The 16008-nt window shown below is 69.4% G+C and carries 18 protein-coding genes; 12 read left to right on the top strand and 6 right to left on the bottom strand.

What is annotated here, in order from left to right; translation table 11 throughout:
- Positions 1-61: 61 nt before the first annotated feature.
- From OC534_RS05385 to OC534_RS05360, 6 genes are all read left to right on the top strand, one after another.
- Positions 62-610 (top strand): hypothetical protein, encoded by a 549-nt coding sequence (locus tag OC534_RS05385; protein WP_153165537.1) that lies wholly within the window; start codon positions 62-64, stop codon positions 608-610.
- The gene (locus OC534_RS05380; RefSeq protein ID WP_017356768.1) at positions 607-957 is read left to right on the top strand and encodes a VOC family protein; all 351 of its coding nucleotides are present in this window, start codon (positions 607-609) and stop codon (positions 955-957) included. Before OC534_RS05385 ends, OC534_RS05380 begins: the two co-directional genes overlap by 4 nt.
- Before the next feature lie 631 nt (positions 958-1588).
- Positions 1589-2647 carry an ATP-binding protein gene (locus tag OC534_RS05375; protein WP_017356770.1) on the top strand — a complete coding sequence of 353 codons (1059 nt, stop codon included), beginning with the start codon at positions 1589-1591 and terminating at the stop codon, positions 2645-2647.
- Complete coding sequence (ntrC, locus tag OC534_RS05370; protein WP_136006736.1) at positions 2640-4088, top strand: nitrogen regulation protein NR(I); 1449 nt, start codon at positions 2640-2642, stop codon at positions 4086-4088. Before OC534_RS05375 ends, ntrC begins: the two co-directional genes overlap by 8 nt.
- Positions 4089-4180: 92 nt before the next feature.
- Positions 4181-4747, top strand: a complete 567-nt coding sequence (locus OC534_RS05365; RefSeq protein WP_017355375.1) for a superoxide dismutase family protein — start codon at positions 4181-4183, stop codon at positions 4745-4747.
- Positions 4748-4800: 53 nt separating this feature from the next.
- Complete coding sequence (locus OC534_RS05360) at positions 4801-5439, top strand: superoxide dismutase family protein (protein ID WP_136006734.1); 639 nt, start codon at positions 4801-4803, stop codon at positions 5437-5439.
- 76 nt (positions 5440-5515) lie between these two features.
- On the opposite strand, the gene OC534_RS05355 is transcribed toward OC534_RS05360, so the two are convergent.
- A complete protein-coding gene (locus OC534_RS05355) occupies positions 5516-6403 on the bottom strand; it encodes a hypothetical protein (RefSeq protein WP_262071516.1) in 888 nt (295 codons plus the stop codon).
- A gap of 92 nt (positions 6404-6495) precedes the next feature.
- Between OC534_RS05355 and OC534_RS05350 the strand changes: the two genes are divergently transcribed.
- Positions 6496-7791: an acetyl-CoA C-acetyltransferase gene (locus OC534_RS05350; RefSeq protein WP_026070665.1), complete on the top strand. Its 1296-nt coding sequence runs from the start codon at positions 6496-6498 to the stop codon at positions 7789-7791.
- A 97-nt stretch (positions 7792-7888) separates the two neighbouring features.
- Here OC534_RS05350 and OC534_RS05345 read toward each other — a convergent pair whose 3' ends face one another.
- The 3 genes from OC534_RS05345 to OC534_RS05335 form a co-directional block, all read right to left on the bottom strand.
- Positions 7889-9217, bottom strand: a complete 1329-nt coding sequence (locus OC534_RS05345) for a heme biosynthesis HemY N-terminal domain-containing protein (RefSeq protein WP_262071515.1) — start codon at positions 9215-9217, stop codon at positions 7889-7891.
- Between the two features lie 3 nt (positions 9218-9220).
- Positions 9221-10195: a uroporphyrinogen-III C-methyltransferase gene (locus OC534_RS05340; protein ID WP_136006730.1), complete on the bottom strand. Its 975-nt coding sequence runs from the start codon at positions 10193-10195 to the stop codon at positions 9221-9223.
- Positions 10196-10303: 108 nt separating this feature from the next.
- A complete protein-coding gene (locus tag OC534_RS05335) occupies positions 10304-11080 on the bottom strand; it encodes a uroporphyrinogen-III synthase (RefSeq protein WP_262071514.1) in 777 nt (258 codons plus the stop codon).
- Positions 11081-11120: 40 nt separating this feature from the next.
- Between OC534_RS05335 and OC534_RS05330 the strand changes: the two genes are divergently transcribed.
- The 5 genes from OC534_RS05330 to OC534_RS05310 all read left to right on the top strand — a co-directional run bounded on the left by OC534_RS05330 (position 11121) and on the right by OC534_RS05310 (position 14236).
- Positions 11121-11591, top strand: a complete 471-nt coding sequence (locus OC534_RS05330) for a YiiD C-terminal domain-containing protein (protein WP_017355558.1) — start codon at positions 11121-11123, stop codon at positions 11589-11591.
- Between the two features lie 30 nt (positions 11592-11621).
- Positions 11622-12053: a hypothetical protein gene (locus OC534_RS05325; protein WP_136006726.1), complete on the top strand. Its 432-nt coding sequence runs from the start codon at positions 11622-11624 to the stop codon at positions 12051-12053.
- 79 nt (positions 12054-12132) lie between these two features.
- Positions 12133-12570, top strand: coding sequence for a rhodanese-like domain-containing protein (locus OC534_RS05320; protein WP_017355556.1), 438 nt, complete (start codon positions 12133-12135; stop codon positions 12568-12570).
- 104 nt (positions 12571-12674) lie between these two features.
- The gene (gene secB / locus OC534_RS05315) at positions 12675-13190 is read left to right on the top strand and encodes a protein-export chaperone SecB (RefSeq protein ID WP_017355555.1); all 516 of its coding nucleotides are present in this window, start codon (positions 12675-12677) and stop codon (positions 13188-13190) included.
- A 20-nt stretch (positions 13191-13210) separates the two neighbouring features.
- Positions 13211-14236 (top strand): NAD(P)H-dependent glycerol-3-phosphate dehydrogenase, encoded by a 1026-nt coding sequence (locus tag OC534_RS05310; RefSeq protein ID WP_017355554.1) that lies wholly within the window; start codon positions 13211-13213, stop codon positions 14234-14236.
- 229 nt (positions 14237-14465) lie between these two features.
- Here the strand turns inward: OC534_RS05310 and OC534_RS05305 are convergent, their stop codons facing one another.
- Together OC534_RS05305 and OC534_RS05300 are read right to left on the bottom strand one after the other, a co-directional pair.
- Positions 14466-15038: an Ax21 family protein gene (locus OC534_RS05305; protein WP_262071555.1), complete on the bottom strand. Its 573-nt coding sequence runs from the start codon at positions 15036-15038 to the stop codon at positions 14466-14468.
- Between the two features lie 249 nt (positions 15039-15287).
- Positions 15288-15956, bottom strand: a complete 669-nt coding sequence (locus OC534_RS05300; protein ID WP_153165545.1) for a hypothetical protein — start codon at positions 15954-15956, stop codon at positions 15288-15290.
- Between the last annotated feature and the right edge of the window lie 52 nt (positions 15957-16008).

Genomic DNA, 16008 nt, shown 5'->3' with positions numbered 1-16008 from the left:
CGCGCCCCTCCGGCGCGCCGGGGTATGCTGGCCAGACAACGCCCACTGTCGCGGATGATCGATGGCCCTTGCCCTGATCGCACTGCTCCTGATCGAAGTCGTCCTTCAGCTTGCGTGGGTGCCCTGGTACTTTGGCGTCGGCATCGTCGCCTTCACCGCGCGCGTTCCCGCGCCGGCGGCGCTGCGCTCCCGCCTTGCGCTGAACGCCCTAGAACGCGACGTCACCAACGAAACATGGCTGCCGCTGGTCTTCCGTCCCTTGCCGGATGGCCGCATCGCCTTCCGCGAGAGCTTCTTTATTTCCTTTGCGCGCCGCTACTACCCGGTGATGCGTGGTCTGGTGGCGGTGGACACCCGGCGCAACGAGGTGCGGGTCGTCGGCCTGTACAACTGGAATGCGTTGTTGATCACCCTGGCGATTCTGCTGGCCAGCGCCATGATCCCGCGCGCGGCACCGATGCTGCTGATGCTGCCGGTGTTCGTGGTGAGCTACCTGATCCAGCGGCGCCGGTTCACTGCAGTGGCCGACGCGGTGCGCGCGCAGCTGGCCGAGGTGGATTCGGTGGAGGTGCTCATGGCCCGCCGGATGCAGGCCCGGAGCACACCATGAAAGTGACCCGCATCGTGGCCAACCTGCACGCGTCCAATCCTGCGCTCGCCGACCGGTTCTACCGCGACATCCTCGGGCTGCACGTGGCGATGGACCACGGCTGGATCCGCACCTACGCCGGCGACGACACGATGGCCGTACAGCTCAGCATCGCCTCGGAAGGGGGCTCGGGCACTGCAGTGCCCGATCTCTCCATCGAAGTGGATGACCTGGACGAAGCGCTGCGCAGGGTGCTCCAGGCCGGCATCCCGCTGGCATACGGCCCGGCCAATGAACCCTGGGGCGTGCGGCGGTTCCACGTCCGCGATCCGCTGGGGCGGCTGGTCAACCTCCTTCAGCACGTGTGAGCGCGCATCACCGGCCATCGCGCCGCGCGCGACGCCCGGGGCAGTCAGCGGGACGGGGTGGGGTACCGCTGTTGATCCTGGCCGGCGCGCTGGTGCTGGTTGGGTCGATCTTCGGACTGGACGCGCGCCGCCCTTGAAGATGCATCCGAGCACCTGAAGGGCAAGCTGGGGGAGAGGCGTCGTTCAGAGCCGCGACTGAGCTGGGGCGAAAGTCCCGATAAACGGCTTGGCCAATCAATGCTGTATCTGATGCGGGCGCTTCCCTGTGCGCAGCAGATCCTTCAGGTGGGCAGAGTATGCCGTAGGCACCAGGGGGGAGCGCAATTGGTCCCTCGAAGGACGAGCCTCAGCGGACGCACCGGCCGAACCGGATCGCCGCGGCAACGATCGGTGCCCTCCCCACAAGCCGCCGCCGCCTCCCCGGCCGGCAGGTTCCCCCGGTCTGGCCGGCCGACGTTCTGCATTCGGGGATTCACCCGACAAGCGGTGCAGATGTACGGCAGGTGGGGCATAGCGTGCGTTCAGCGAATCCACCACAGAGGGTGCAGACAGCACAGACGTTGCCAATTCGTCCAGCGCCGGCGCGGTGCCGATCAGGCGCAACACCCCCGTTTTGCACTACATTGGTGCAATGACCGCCGCACTCGTTCCCCCCGCCCTCGACGCCCTCGGCACGCCGGTCGCCTGGGCCGACGCTGACGGCCGCGTGGCCGGCTGCAATCCCGCGTTCTCGCGCTGGCTGGGCGTCAGTGGGCGCCGCCTGGTGGGCCAACCGCTGGCCTCGCTGGAAGTGCAGGGCGAAGCCCTGGCGCACTTCCTGGCGCGCGACGAGCGCGATGTCCTGCGCCTGCACCGTCTGGCGCTGGCGTTGCCCGGCGACGCGCCGCGTTTTGCCGAGGGCTGGCTCAGCCGATGGGATGCAGGCGGGTGGCTGCTGGAGGCCCATCCGGTCGACGAGTTTCCCGGGCTGGACCCGACCCAGGCGCTGCCCAGCGCGCTCAGCGCCGCCCTCAAGGGCCTGGCGCACGAGCTGCGCAATCCGCTGGCCGGCCTGAAGGGCGCGGCCCAGTTGCTGGCACGGCGCAACGCACAGCGCGACCCCGACGAGCGCGAGCTGATCGACCTGATCAGCTCGGAAATCGAGCGCCTCAACGGCCTGCTCGAACAACTGCTCTCTCCCGCACCGGCCGCACCGCACGCGCCGTTGAACATCCACGCCTCGCTGGAGCGCGTGCTGCGCCTGGCCGAGAGCGAGGGCGGCTGGGCGGTGCGCGTGCAACGCGATTACGACCCGAGCATTCCCGAATTCGATGGCGACGCCGATCGTCTGACCCAAGCGGTGTGGAACCTGGTGCGCAATGCGATCCAGGCCGGCGCCGGTACCGTCACCCTGCGCACGCGCGTGGAACATGGCGTGCGCATCACCGACCACCTGCACCCGCTGGCGCTGCGGCTGGAGATCGCCGATGACGGCCGCGGCGTTCCCGAAGAACTGGCCGAGCACCTGTTCCTGCCCCTGGTCAGCGGCCGCGCCGAGGGTACCGGCCTGGGTCTGGCGCTCGCCCAGCAGGTCGCGCGCGAACACCGCGGCAGCCTGACCTACCGCTCGCGTCCGGGGCACACCGTGTTCACCGTGCTGCTGCCGATCGGCGGCGGCACGCCTGACGAAGAGGCGGCCACACATGGCTGATCCAGTACCGTCCACCGGCCAGCGCGTCTGGGTGGTCGACGATGACCGCGCGGTGCGCTTCGTGCTGTGTACCGCACTGCGCGATGCCGGCTACCAGGTCGATGGTTTCGACGGGGCGGCGGCGGCGCTGTCGGCACTGGACGCGCAGACCGTTCCGGACCTGCTGTTCACCGACGTGCGCATGCCCGGTGATGACGGCCTGGTATTGCTCGACAAGCTCAAGGCCGCCCATCCGCAGTTGCCGGTCATCGTGATGTCGGCCTACACCGATGTCGCCAGCACCGCCGGGGCGTTCCGTGGCGGGGCGCAGGAGTTCCTGTCCAAGCCGTTCGACCTGGACGACGCGGTGGCACTGGCGCAGCGCGTGCTGCCGGCGCCCGATGCGGCGCTCGCCGCGCCCAGCGAGCCCGCCGCGCCCCCCGCACCGGACCAGCGCCCACAACTGGTGGGCGATACCCCGGCGATGCGCGCGCTGTTCCGTGCGATCGGGCGGCTGGCGCAGGCGCCGCTGTCGGTGCTGATCAATGGCGAAACCGGCACCGGCAAGGAGCTGGTGGCGCACGCGCTGCACCACGAATCGCCGCGCGCGGCCGGCCCGTTCGTGGCGCTCAACACCGCCGCGATTCCCGCCGAACTGCTGGAGAGCGAACTGTTCGGCCATGAGGCCGGCGCGTTCACCGGCGCCCAGCGCCGCCACGTGGGGCGCTTCGAGCAGGCCCACGGCGGCACGCTGTTCCTGGATGAAATCGGCGACATGCCGCTGCCGCTGCAGACCCGCCTGCTGCGCGTGCTGGCCGAGGGTGAGTTCTTCCGCGTTGGCGGACGCGAGCTGATCCGGGTCGATGTGCGCGTGATCGCCGCCACCCACCAGGACCTCGAATCGCTGGTCGCGCAGGGCCGCTTCCGCGCCGACCTGCTGCATCGTCTGGACGTGGTGCGCCTGCGCCTGCCGGCGCTGCGCGAACGCCGCGACGACATTGCCCAGCTTGCCGACACCTTCCTCGCCGCCGCCGCGCGCAAGCTCGATACCCCGCCCAAACGGCTCACCGCCGCCGCGGTGCAGGCGCTGCGCGAACACGAGTGGCCCGGCAATGTGCGCGAGCTGGAGAATGTGTGCTGGCGCATGGCAGCGCTGGCGGCGTCGGACACCATCGGCGTGGCCGATGTCGACAGCGCGCTGCATCGCGGTGGCAACCCGCGCACGCGGCCCTCCGGCGATCCCGGGCAATGGGAAACGCTGCTGTCGGCCTGGGCACGGCAACGGCTGGCCGAGGGCGCCGAAGGGCTGCACGCGCAGGTGCGCGAGCGGGTCGACCAGGCGCTGCTGGAGGCCGCCCTGCAGATCACCCACGGCCGCCGTGCCGAAGCCGCCGCGCGGTTGGGCATGGGCCGCAATACCCTTACCCGCAAGCTCGGCGCCGGCCGCCGCCGTGGCGCATGAACCACGCGTCGCGGCGATGTGTGCGGCGCGTGTCCCCTCTTTCATGGCCCGTGGACGACGCCACGGCTAGCTTGGCTCCAAGGAGTTTTCCCATGCGCAGTTCCCGTCTTGTTCTGCTCGCGTCCACCGCGCTGGTGCTCAGCGCGTGCGGCACCACCCCGCCACCGCGCCCTGCCGCGCCGGCCGCGCCGTTGGTCAGCACGGCCCAGCAGGCCGAAGCCAACCTGGCACCGGCCTCGGCCAGTCTGGTCAGCGGCCGGCTGGCACTGGTCCCCGACGCCCGCGGGGTACACATCACCGGCGTCATCGGTGGTCTGCAGCCGCTGCAGACCGCTGCCTTCCACGTGCATGAGCGCGGCGACTGCAGCGCGGTGGATGCCAGCAGTGCCGGCCCCCATTTCAATCCCACCGGTCAGGCACACGGGCGCAACGGCGCCGGCGCGCATCATGCCGGCGACATGGACAACCTGCGTGCCGACGCGCAGGGCCGGGTCAACGTGGACGTGCGTCTGCCAGCCGTCACCCTTGGCGGCGGCGCAGCCACCGATATCGCCGGACGTGCCCTGGTCGTGCATGCCAATGCCGACGATTACCGCACCCAGCCCGCCGGCAACGCCGGCGCCCGAATCGCCTGCGGCGTCATCCGCGTCACGCGCTGAGCGCACGACCTGCTGACGACCGTTCATTCACTGCCACCTGCAAGGAGATCCACATGCGTCCGATCCATACCGCGTTGTTCGCCGCCATTGCCACGCTCGGCCTGAGCGCCTGCAACAAGCCGGCCGACACCACGCCCGATGCCACGCCCGCCGCTGAATCCGCCGCCGCCCAGCCGACCGCCGACGCCACCCCGGACGCGCCGCCGGCGATGATGAGCAGCGATGCCCATGCCAACCACAGTGCCGTCGCCGATCTGGCGCCGACCCAGGGCAATGCCGTCAAGGGCAACGTCACCTTCAGCGTCATCGACGGCAAGGTCCACGTGAAGGGCGAGGTCAGCGGCCTCAAGCCCAACAGCGAACACGGTTTCCACATCCATGAGACGGGCGACTGCAGCGCGCCGGACGGCGCCAGCGCCGGCGGCCACTTCAATCCGGGCAAGGAAGATCACGGCAGCGTGGCCGCCACCCCGCACCACGGCGGCGACATGCCCAACATCAAGGCCGACGCCCAAGGCAATGCGGTGGTCGACGCCGATGTGTCGACCAACGTCAACATCGGCAAGGGCGATGGTTTCGACATCATCGGGCGTGGCCTGATCGTCCATGCCGACGCCGACGACTACAAGACCCAGCCGACCGGCAACGCCGGCGCCCGCCTGGCCTGCGCGGTGATCAAGGCCGCGCCGTAACCGACACGACGCAGAACGAAAAACGCCGGCGAATGCCGGCGTTTTTCTGGGTGGGCATCAGCGGAGGCCGGCGCTGTCAGCCCGCCATCAACCGGCGGGCGTCCTGCCCGGCTTCGCAGTGCACGAACAGCACCGGCAGCCCGTGGGCTTCCAGCACCGCAGCCATCTGCCGCTGACGGATCAGGTACTGGTCGTAGATGCCCTGCAGGCGATCGCAGTCGCCGCTGCCGTGGTTGTAATGTGCGCACCAGCCGGCGGGATCGAACAGCGCCATACGCACTTCGCCCTCGGCGTATCGAAGCAGCGGCTCGGGCGCGGCGTCCACCCATTCCTCGGCCTGCGGCGCCATCAACGCGGTCTCGATCAACGGCCACAGCACCGCCAGGCCCTGATTGTCGTACTGCATCGACATCATCGCCGCGAGGTCGTTCACGGTGAAGAAGCGGGCGTGCTCGATCTGCGCGCCAAATGCGTTCTGCGCCAGCAGGGCGGTATCCGGCTGGGCCATGCCCTGGGCCAGCAGCACGTCCTCCAGCGCCTCGGCCACAGCGGCGGTCTGCGCCACGTCGGTCCCCGTTAGCAGGAACGGCACTACCCGCAGTCCACCGCCGGTGAGGCTGGCATCGGCCTGGAACGGCAACGGTACATCGCCGTCGGCGCCGGCACCGAAGGCCAGCAGGCGCGGGCCCTGGCTGCGGCCCGGTGCGCGCATCTGCAGCTCTTCCAGACGGCGGTGGATCGGCCAGCCCGGACGCAGCACCTCGGCCGGGTCGAAATGGGCGCCGGCGAAGACGAAGTCCAGCGTACTCACGCCGGGCACCAGTTTGGCCAGGTCGCGGCCGATGCGGTCGGCCAGTTCACCGGCCTGTTCGGACGACAGCGCGGCATGGCGCGGCGCGTCGCCGCCGGCCAGTTCCAATGCCAGTACGCCAAGGGCATTCATGCCGTGGTCGGGTTTGCTCATGGTTTCACGGTTGGCCCATCACAGGGCGGCAGCTACACTTGCCCCCATTATGCCTGCTCCTTCGTGCAGGCCATGTTGCAGACACCCCTCCCATGCCAGGTATCTCCATGCCCAACGCCCGTCCCGTCGCCATTCTCGGTGGCGTCCGCATCCCGTTCTGCCGCCAGAACACGGCCTACTCGGACGTCGGGAACCTCGGCATGTCGGTGCGCACGCTCGGGGCGCTGGTGGAGCGCTTCGGCCTGCACGGCCAGCAGCTCGGCGAAGTGGCGATGGGCGCGGTGATCAAGCACTCCAGCGACTGGAACCTGGGCCGCGAAGCCACGCTGTCCTCGGGGCTGTCGCCGCTGACGCCGGGCATCACCATGCAGCGCGCCTGCGGCACCTCGCTGGACACCATCATCGCGGTGGCCAACAAGATCGCGCTGGGCCAGATCGAATCGGGCATCGGCGGTGGGTCGGACACCACCTCCGACGTGCCGATCGTGTACGGCAAGAAGCTGCGCGCGCGCCTGCTGGCGGCCAATCGCGCCAAGACCACTGGCGACAAGTTCAAGGCCCTCACCCGTGGCTTCAAGCTCAGCGAGCTCAAGCCCGAGTTTCCCGGCGTGGCCGAACCGCGCACCGGCAAGAGCATGGGCGACCACTGCGAGGACATGGCCAAGGAGTGGAACATCTCCCGCGACTCGCAGGACGAATGGGCGGTGTCCTCGCACAAGAAGCTGGCTGCGGCGTATGAGCGCGGCTTCTTCAACGACCTGATCGCCCCGTTCCGCGGTGTCGAGCGCGACAACATCCTGCGTGCGGACACCTCGCTGGAAAAGCTGGCCACGCTCAAGCCGGCCTTCGACAAGGTATCCGGTCGCGGCACGCTGACTGCGGCCAATTCCACCCCGCTCACCGACGGTGCCTCGGCGGTGCTGCTGGCCAGCGAGGAATGGGCGCGCGCGCACGGCCACGAACCGCTGGCTTACCTGCGTGATTCGCAGGTGGCGGCGGTCGACTTCGTGCACGGCGAGGGCCTGCTGATGGCGCCCACCATCGCCGTCCCGGAGATGCTCAAGCGCAACGGCCTGACTCTGCAGGATTTCGACATCTACGAAATCCACGAAGCGTTCGCCGCGCAGGTGCTGTGCACGCTGCGTGCGTGGGAAAGCGAAGACTACTGCCGCAACCGTCTGGGCCTGGACGCACCGCTGGGCAGGATCGATCCGGCCAGGATCAACCCGCTGGGCTCGTCGCTGGCCACCGGCCACCCGTTCGCCGCCACCGGCGCGCGCGTGATCGCTACGGCCGCCAAGCAGCTGGCCGAACGCGGCGGTGGCCGCGCGCTGGTGTCGATCTGCACCGCCGGCGGCATGGGCGTGGTGGCGATCGTCGAACGCTGACGCGGCCGATGTGCGAATGAGAAAGGCCGCCCAAGGGCGGCCTTTTTCGTTGGTGCCCCCAACACGCAGGGGCACTGTTGCCGGGCAGCGCCCGGTACTACGGCAGGCGGGGATTGCCGTAGTCGTCGCGCTCGTCGCGCAGCCCCCCGACCGGGTCGATGGGATCGGCCGGCAACGGCTGCGCCATCAACGACTGCTCCTCCACCGTGGCACGCTCGGTCACTGCGGCGGCCGCTTCGGTGGAGCGGGCGAGCGCGACGCTGTCCTCGCCGCGCTGCTGGCGCAGCGCGTTGGCGAAGCACTGCGCGGCCAGCGGGGCATCACCCCGCTCGTGGAACACCTCGCCCAACGCCTCCCAGGCCGCCGGGCCGGCACCGGCGGCGATCGCGCGGTGCAGGTAATCCTCCGCCGCCGCGTGCTGACGCTGACGCACGGCGATGCGGCCCAGCGCCAGCAGCAGCGCCGGGCTGGCCGGGTGGCTGGTCAGCCAACGCTGCAGGTTGGCCTGGCGCGTGGCCAGCTTGTCCACCGGCATCTGCCCGTAGAGCGTCACCAGCGATTCGTCCCAGCGCGTGTCCAGGGCCTGTTCCAGGGTCAGCAGGGCCGGTTCGTCCCAGTCCAGCGCCACCGCGCGCAGGGCGTAGCCGGCCACCACCTCCGGATCGCTGCGCAGCGCCTTCGGCGTGGCTTCCCACTGCGCGGCCAGCGCATTGACGTCGCCGGCTTCCAGCAGCGACTGCGCGGCCAGGCGGGCTTCCAGTTCAGCCACGGCATCATCGGGCAGCACCTTCTGCTTGCGCAGCGCGCCAAGCTGGCCATACGCCTCGTGCGCGCGTTCGGCACGCGCCAGCGCCTCGGTGCGCAGCCACAGACCGCGCGGCGGCAGCGGCTGGATCGCCGCCACGTCGAGCGCATTGATCGCATCCACCGGGCGTTCCTGGCCAAGCAGACGTTCGGCCAGCAGCAGCGCGTGGCTGGTGGCGTCTTCGCCGGCCAGACGCTGCAGGTACTGGTTGGCGGCAGCCTCGTCGCCGCGTGCCTGCGCACTGCGCACGGCCGTGGCCAGCGCCACCGCGCTCACCTCTTTGTCCTCGGCCGCAGCGCCGAGCAGCTTCTCTGCGCGCTGCCAGTGGCCGTACTCATGCGCCTGCAGGCCTTCGGTCAGGCGCGCACGGCCCTGCTTGCGGCGGTAGCGGCCCCACGCCCGGAACGGCGCGGCCACCAGGCTCCACAGCAGCCACAGCAACAGCAGTGCCACCAGCGCCGCGAGCGCAACCTGGGGCACCGTAGAGCGGTAGTCATTGCCGGCGTAGCGGTAGATCACTTCGCCGAACTGGCGCAGCGAGTCGGCGCCGAGCCATTGCGCGGCAATCACGCCGAGCGCAACGGCCAACAGAAGAACCACAAGGGACTGGAATGGCTTCATCGATCATCTCCCATCGCGCATGGCGCGCAGTTGCTGCAGGGTGCTGCCCAGTTCGGGCAGGGTGGGGCGCAGCGTGCGGGTGCGCAGATGCTGCAGTTCACCACGCCGCTCGCGCAGGGCGGGTGAATCCGGCCACAGACGCGGCAGCCACAGTGCCACGCGGTCCAGTGCCTGTTCATAACCGGCCTGGTCGCCGCGTTCGATCGCCGCGCGGGCCAGGGTCAGTTCCAGCTGCAGGGAATCCCACGCCGCGACGCGCTCGGCATCGGTCAGCGGGCCCTGGGTGCGGGTCGGGGTAATGGTCACGAACGGGGCCAGCACCTGGTGCCACCACGGTGTGGCGGCGGTCCGTGCGTCGTCGGCCACCGCGTCCGGCAGGGCGGTCAGTGCCTGGGCGAACGCGGCCAGCGCGGCGCTGGCCTGGGCCCGTGCGCCGGGACCCTGTGCATCCAGCGCGTTGCGCTCCTGCATCAGCGCCTGGCGCAGGTTGAGGTAGTCGCCGCCCTGGATGTCGCCCAGCGCAGCGGCGGCCAGCGCATACAGGCGCTTGGCGCCCTCCACGTCGTCGGCGAAGGCCAGCCGCTGGCCGGCCTGGCTCAGCAGCAGTTCGGCCTCTTCCAGCTGCAGCGCCTGCGCGCCATGCCGGGTGCTGTCGGCGAGCTTGGCCATATTGTCTTCGAGCAGGGCGTTGCGCTGGCTCAGGCCGAGCATCTCGTCGCGCAGCACGCGGTTGGTGGCCGCCGCGTCCTGCACCCGCTGCGAGGTGGAGCGCTGGTCGCGGCGCAGGGCCTCGACGCTGTCGAGCAGCCCCTGCAGCTGCAGGCTCGCGTTTTCGTCGCGCTGCCGGGCCTGGGCCTGCTGCGCCTGCCACTGCGTCCACCCCCACGCGGCACCGCCGCCGGCCACAAGCAGGCCCAGCACCGGAACGATCCAGCGCAGGGGACGACGGGTGGAAGGGGGCGAATCGGCTTCATTCATACAGGCATCCTTGTCGCGCGCGCCGGGCAGTCCGCTGGCTGGCGAGCGACGTGGTGCACAGCATCACCCGCCGCCCGCGCTGCCTGCAAGACCGGTGAAAACGCGGGTTCAGCAAGTTGCGCGTCGTGTGATCGCCCTGTGCGCCGCCTGTACCAGCTGCGCGGGAAGCGGGCCGTCGGCCTGCACCACGTGGACAAAGCCGGCGGCCTCGGCCTGCGTGGCCAGGCGCTCGCTGGCCGCCACCACCCAGGCCTGCCGCAGTGGAGCCTGCAGATCCCCGGGCAGCTGCGCCAGCAACCGGGCCAGTGCGTCGGCGCTGCTCACCGCCAGCGCCCAGGGCGTCGCCGCATGGCGCAGGCGCTGCAGCGTGCGTGGTGACAGCGGCAGCGGCTGCCGCAGATAGACGTCGGCGCGCAGCAGCTGCGCGCCCCGTGCCTGCAGCGTGGCGGCGATGATGCCGCGCCCGCCCGGCGCGGTCACCAGGCCGGCGCGCAGGCCGTCCAGGGTGGCCAGGGCCGGCAGTGCCAGCAGTCCCTCGCTGTCCATCCGCGCCGGGGCCTGGATATCGCGCGCGCCGGCACGCTGCAGGGCCGCTGCGGTGCCGCTGCCGACCGCCAGCCATTGGCCCGGGTGCGGCGCATCGAGCCGGGCCAGGCGCGATGCGGCCACCACGGCGGAGGGGCTGCTGAAGATCACCCGGTCGGCGCCCAGCGCCGCATCCAGCGCGGCACGCGTGGCCGCGTCGCCGCGCGCGCGCAGCGCCCACGGTGAGAGCGCGATGGTCGTGGCGCCCAGCGTGTGGGCGGCGCGGCGCATCGGGGCGTGCTGGCCGCGCGGGCGCAGCGACAACAGGGTCCAGTGCGTCGGATTTGCTTCGGTGTCCATTGCGGGCATTATGCGAGCCCTTCGATGCCGTTGCCCTCCGATGTCCGTTTCCGATTCCCTGCCCGCGCAGCTGGCTGCGCTGCAACACGTGCTGGACCGCATGCCGCCGGTGGCGGCGATGCAGATCCGTGTCCACGACTACCGTGACGGCGTGTTGCGCCTGCAGGCGCCGCTGGCGGCCAACGTCAACGACAAGGGCAATGCCTTCGGCGGCAGTCTGGCCTCGGCCCTGACCCTGTCCGGCTGGGCGCTGGTCACGCTGCGGCTGCGCCTGGCCGGTTTCGATGCCGATGTGTACGTGGCCGACAGCCACGTGCGCTACCTCGCGCCGGTGTACGGCGACCTGCAGGCCGACGCCCAGGCGGACGCGGAATCGGACTGGGACGGCTTCCTGGCCACGTTCGCGCAGCGCGGCAAGGCACGGATCGGCCTCACCGCGCGCCAGCCGGGCAGCGCCGGCAAGCCGGCCGCCGAACTCACCGGCCGCTTCGTGGCCTTCGCGAGAGGGTAGGATGGGCGCCTTGCCTATTGGGGAATTCGCATGCGCCGCCTGGTCCAGATCCTGCTCCTGACATCGTTTCTGCTGACCGGCGTGGGGACGCTGGCTGCGGCCGATCTCAGCCGCAAGCAACGTACCGCGCTGGAGGAGGTCCAGAACCAGTACGGCTCCACCATCCGCTGGGGCAACGCCGAGGATGCGCTGGGCTACCTGGACCCGGACTACCGCAAGGCCCACCCGCTGACCGACCTGCAGCTGCGCCGCTACGAGCAGATCCGTGTTTCCTCCTATCGCGAACGCAGCACCGCCGCGCTTCCCGATGGGACCGTGGAGCGCCGGGTCGAAATCGGGGTCATCAACGTCAACACCCAGGCCGAGCGCACCGTGGTGGTCAAGGAAGTCTGGCGCTGGGACCCGCAGGCCAAGCGCTGGTGGCAGGCCGGCGGCCTGCCGGACCTCTGGCAAGGCCAATAATCCCGGCCCCCGTGGCCGCTGGACGCCGCTTCGCCCGCATGTGCGACAATCGGCGCCCGCTTATCGACCCGTGATCTGAGTGAATTACGAAGAGTTGCTGGCCTTTGCCGGCCGAAACCCGATGTTGTCGATGGCCCTGGTCGGCCTGACCGTGGCCATCATCGTGACCGAAGTACGGCGCCTGTTCCGCGGCTACACGTCGCTCAAGCCGGCCGAACTGACCCAGCTGATGAATGCCGGGAACGCGCTGGTGGTGGACCTGTCGTCCAGCAGCGACTTCGAAAAGGGCCACATCGCCGGCAGCCGCAATGCGCAGCCGAGCCAGTTCGGTCCCGAGCACAAGCTGGTGGCCAATGCCAAACAGCGCCCGGTGGTGCTGGTGTGCCGCACCGGCAATGCCTCGGAAACCGCCGCCAAGGCGCTGAAGAAGGCCGGCTTCGAGCAGGTCAACGTGCTTGAAGGCGGCATCCCGTCGTGGCAGCAGGCCGACCTGCCGCTGGTCAAGGGCCGCAACTGATTTCACGTTGATGGCGTTGCGCGCCTTGTGCGCGACGCCACACGCCCCCATCGCTGGGGATGCAACAATCCATTTTTACAGCATTCATTCTGGAGCTACAGGAAATGTCCGATCAGAACACCAACGGCGCGATCGCGCCGGCCGACGCCGCCACCGGCCCCGCGTTCACCGTCGAGAAGATCTACGTCAAGGACGTTTCGTTCGAATCGCCGAATGCCCCCGCCGTCTTCAACGAAGCCGTGCAGCCGGAACTGCAGCTCAACCTGAACCAGCGCGTGCAGCGCCTGGGCGAGAACGCGTTTGAAGTCGTGCTGGCCGTCACCCTGACCTGCAAGGCCGGCGACAAGACCGCCTATGTGGCCGAAGTGCAGCAGGCCGGCGTGTTCGGCCTGATCGGCCTGGAGCCGCAGGCGATCGACGTGCTGCTCGGCACCCAGTGCCCGAACATCCTGTTCCCTTACGTGCGTTCGCTGGTCAGCGAGCTGATCCAGGCCGGCGGCTTCCCGCCGTTCTTCCTGCAGCCGATCAACTTCGAAGGCCTGTACGCCGAAACCCTGCGTCAGCGTCAGGAACAGGGCGAAACCTCGCTGGCCGATTCCGAGCCGGCCGGCAACGCCTGATCGGCGCTGCGTTCGTTCCGATGAGCAGCCACGCAGACAAGATCGCCGTTCTCGGTGCCGGTTCCTGGGGCACCGCGCTGGCGAGCCTGCTGGCCCGGCACGGTCATCCGACCGTGCTCTGGGGCCGCGACGCCGGCATGGTCGAGGCCATCGACCAGCGCCACGAGAACACCCGTTACCTGCCGGGCATTCCGCTGCCCGCGTCGCTGCGCGCGACCACCGATCTGGCCGCCGCCGTCGCGGGAGCCGCCTGGATCCTGGTCGTGGTGCCCTCGCACGCGTTCGGTGAGACCGTGCGCGCGCTGGCACCGCTGCGGCCCGCCGCAGCAGGCGTGGCGTGGGCCACCAAGGGCTTCGAGCCCGGTTCGGGACGCTTCCTGCACGAAGTGGCGCGCGAGGTCCTCGGGCCGGACGTGCCGCTGGCCGTGGTGACCGGTCCGTCGTTCGCCAAGGAAGTCACCCAGGGCCTGCCCACCGCCATCACCGTGCACGGTGACGACGTGGACTTTGCCCAGCAGGTGGCCGAAGCGATGCACGGCCCGGCCTTCCGCGCTTACACCGGCGATGACATGGTCGGCGCCGAGCTGGGGGGCGCGATGAAGAACGTGCTGGCCGTGGCCACCGGCGTTGCCGATGGCATGCAGCTGGGCCTGAACGCGCGTGCCGGCCTGATTACCCGTGGGCTCAACGAAATGCTGCGGCTGGCTGCGGCCATCGGCGCCAAGCCGGAGACCCTGATGGGGCTGGCCGGACTGGGCGACCTGGTGCTGACCTGCACCGGCGATCTCTCGCGCAACCGTCGCCTGGGCCTGGCCCTGGGACGTGGGCAATCCCTGCCCGACGCGATCCGCGAGATCGGTCAGGTGGTGGAGTCGGTGCAGACCGCCGACGAAGTCATGCGCCAGGCACGCCGCCACGGCATCGACCTGCCGATCTCCGAACGTGTGCGCGCCGTGCTGCATGGCGAACAAACGCCCGAAGAAGGGTTGCGTGCGCTGCTGGCACGCGAACAGAAACCGGAATACCCGGACACGCTGTTCAAGTGATTGTGAAAAACCCCGGCATTGCCGGGGTTTTTTTTTGGACCACGCGCGGCCGGAGATGGATCACGTGCTGGACCGCAATGGCCAGAACGCAGAAACCCAGCGTGCGCTGGGTTTGGCGTGGCATACCGACGTGGGCGTGGCCAGAAAAAGTGAAGCCCGGCGTGGAGCCGGGCTTCGTGGCGCAGGGGAGAGAGACCGCGCCATCCAACAGGGTGCTGCGTGACGCCGATTACCAGGTGAAACGCGGGCCGACGAACCATTCCTTGTCGCCGCCCTTGGCCAGCTTCACTTCGCCGCTCAGGCCCCAGTTCTGGTTGAACTTGGCCTGGGCGCCAACGCGACCGTAGAACTCGCCGTCCGGGTTGATGCCGTGCTTCTTGCTGAAGTCTTCGTAGCCGGCCATCGCGTAGCCTTCGATCATCGGGGTGAACGCGGTGCGCACGCCCACTTCGGTGGCGTAGCCGTTGAAGTCCAGGCCGTGCTTCGGATCGAACTTCTGGTACGCGACGCGGGCCACCAGGTCGGTGGTCGGCGCGATGCCGTAGTTGTAGCCGACACCCACGCGCCACTGGTCGACGTCGGCGCTGCCGCGCTTGGTTTCCTGCGAGTTGTAATCGCCGAAGACATGGAAGTTCGGCGCGATCGCGACCGAGCCCTTGGCAGCCCAGCCATCGGCGTCGCCGCCCTTGGCATCGGTGTTCACGTAGCCGCCTTCAACGTAGTTGTACGACAGGCCGTCGGTTGCCGAAGCAGCGAACGGCAGTGCAGCGAGCAGACCCAGGGCAAGCAGAGAAGACTTCATCATCGGGACACCTTTTTTATTTTGGTTTGATCGCCAGCAGCGCGGGGGAGGGGAGAAGCTGCGCTGCTGGCGACAGGTGTGAATTATCCGTTAGCCACCCCAATCGGCCCTGAATATTAAACTGACCAGTACATAAATGTACGAGCCATTCAGGGAACTTGAGTGATCCGCTTTTTAGCGCCCGCAGAAAGCAGAAAAGGCCGCGCATCCGCCCGGCCTTTCCGTACACCGTTGCGGGACGCAGCCGTATCAGCTGCAGGACCCGTCTTCGCCCTGCAGCGAGGCCTCGTCCAGCGGGTGGGTCGTCTCGATCAGCGCACGCTGCGCCCCGCTTGGATCGCCCAGCCACCGCACCTTGCAGTCGGTTACCAGGCGGCCCACCAGCTTCGCCTGCGTCGGCGCGTACAGCATGTCCAGCGCGGTGGTGCTGCACTGATGCGCCTGGCAGGCCGAGTAGTACCACCAGGTCTGGTCCTGCACCTGCAGTGGCCTGCCCGGTGCGCTGGGCCCACTGAGCAGACGCTCGCGCAGCGGCGGCACCGCCGGATCGGTGGATTCGGCGGGCGCGGCGTCCTTCATCAGCGCATCGAATGCAGCCAGCACCCTGGGGTCTGTGCGGCCGCAGTCGTCCACCGTGTTGCCGCCGACCAGAGTGAAGAAGTAGGTCGCCAACGGCGCGTCGGCGCACGTGATGTCGTCGCCGGGGGTGACGTCTGCCGGCTCGCCTTCGTTGTCCCATACCGACGGATCAACGCCCTTCTCGATGTCGTTGTCGTCCTCGGCCAGCGTGGACGCCACTGGCGTTGCTTCTGCCGCAGGTGCCGATGCAGGTGCGGTCGCATCAGCTGTTTCCGGCGTCTGCCCGCAGGCCGCCAGCACGGCGACCATCAGTGATACCGACATGAAGCGCATCTTCATTCCCTGTCCTGTTGCGTCCTGGTGGATGTCCTGCCGTGATCGCCCCTGCAGC

The sequence above is a fragment of the Stenotrophomonas sp. Marseille-Q5258 genome, assembly GCF_946900935.1.
Lineage (GTDB): Bacteria > Pseudomonadota > Gammaproteobacteria > Xanthomonadales > Xanthomonadaceae > Stenotrophomonas > Stenotrophomonas nematodicola.
The sequence above is the reverse complement of the archived record's forward strand: the minus strand, read 5'-3'. Positions and strand labels throughout refer to the sequence as shown.

What these genes read in the sequence shown, in the direction of transcription:
- secB (WP_017355555.1), top strand. Translation starts at nt 12,675, where the DNA reads ATGTCCGATCAGAACACCAACGGCGCGATCGCGCCGGCCGACGCCGCC.
- OC534_RS05350 (WP_026070665.1), top strand. Translation starts at nt 6,496, where the DNA reads ATGCCAGGTATCTCCATGCCCAACGCCCGTCCCGTCGCCATTCTCGGT.
- OC534_RS05345 (WP_262071515.1), bottom strand. Translation starts at nt 9,217, where the DNA reads ATGAAGCCATTCCAGTCCCTTGTGGTTCTTCTGTTGGCCGTTGCGCTC.
- OC534_RS05335 (WP_262071514.1), bottom strand. Translation starts at nt 11,080, where the DNA reads ATGGACACCGAAGCAAATCCGACGCACTGGACCCTGTTGTCGCTGCGC.
- OC534_RS05305 (WP_262071555.1), bottom strand. Translation starts at nt 15,038, where the DNA reads ATGAAGTCTTCTCTGCTTGCCCTGGGTCTGCTCGCTGCACTGCCGTTC.
- OC534_RS05375 (WP_017356770.1), top strand. Translation starts at nt 1,589, where the DNA reads ATGACCGCCGCACTCGTTCCCCCCGCCCTCGACGCCCTCGGCACGCCG.
- OC534_RS05365 (WP_017355375.1), top strand. Translation starts at nt 4,181, where the DNA reads ATGCGCAGTTCCCGTCTTGTTCTGCTCGCGTCCACCGCGCTGGTGCTC.
- OC534_RS05360 (WP_136006734.1), top strand. Translation starts at nt 4,801, where the DNA reads ATGCGTCCGATCCATACCGCGTTGTTCGCCGCCATTGCCACGCTCGGC.
- OC534_RS05380 (WP_017356768.1), top strand. Translation starts at nt 607, where the DNA reads ATGAAAGTGACCCGCATCGTGGCCAACCTGCACGCGTCCAATCCTGCG.
- OC534_RS05300 (WP_153165545.1), bottom strand. Translation starts at nt 15,956, where the DNA reads ATGAAGATGCGCTTCATGTCGGTATCACTGATGGTCGCCGTGCTGGCG.
- OC534_RS05355 (WP_262071516.1), bottom strand. Translation starts at nt 6,403, where the DNA reads ATGAGCAAACCCGACCACGGCATGAATGCCCTTGGCGTACTGGCATTG.
- OC534_RS05330 (WP_017355558.1), top strand. Translation starts at nt 11,121, where the DNA reads ATGTCCGTTTCCGATTCCCTGCCCGCGCAGCTGGCTGCGCTGCAACAC.
- OC534_RS05385 (WP_153165537.1), top strand. Translation starts at nt 62, where the DNA reads ATGGCCCTTGCCCTGATCGCACTGCTCCTGATCGAAGTCGTCCTTCAG.
- OC534_RS05310 (WP_017355554.1), top strand. Translation starts at nt 13,211, where the DNA reads ATGAGCAGCCACGCAGACAAGATCGCCGTTCTCGGTGCCGGTTCCTGG.
- OC534_RS05325 (WP_136006726.1), top strand. Translation starts at nt 11,622, where the DNA reads ATGCGCCGCCTGGTCCAGATCCTGCTCCTGACATCGTTTCTGCTGACC.
- ntrC (WP_136006736.1), top strand. Translation starts at nt 2,640, where the DNA reads ATGGCTGATCCAGTACCGTCCACCGGCCAGCGCGTCTGGGTGGTCGAC.
- OC534_RS05340 (WP_136006730.1), bottom strand. Translation starts at nt 10,195, where the DNA reads ATGAATGAAGCCGATTCGCCCCCTTCCACCCGTCGTCCCCTGCGCTGG.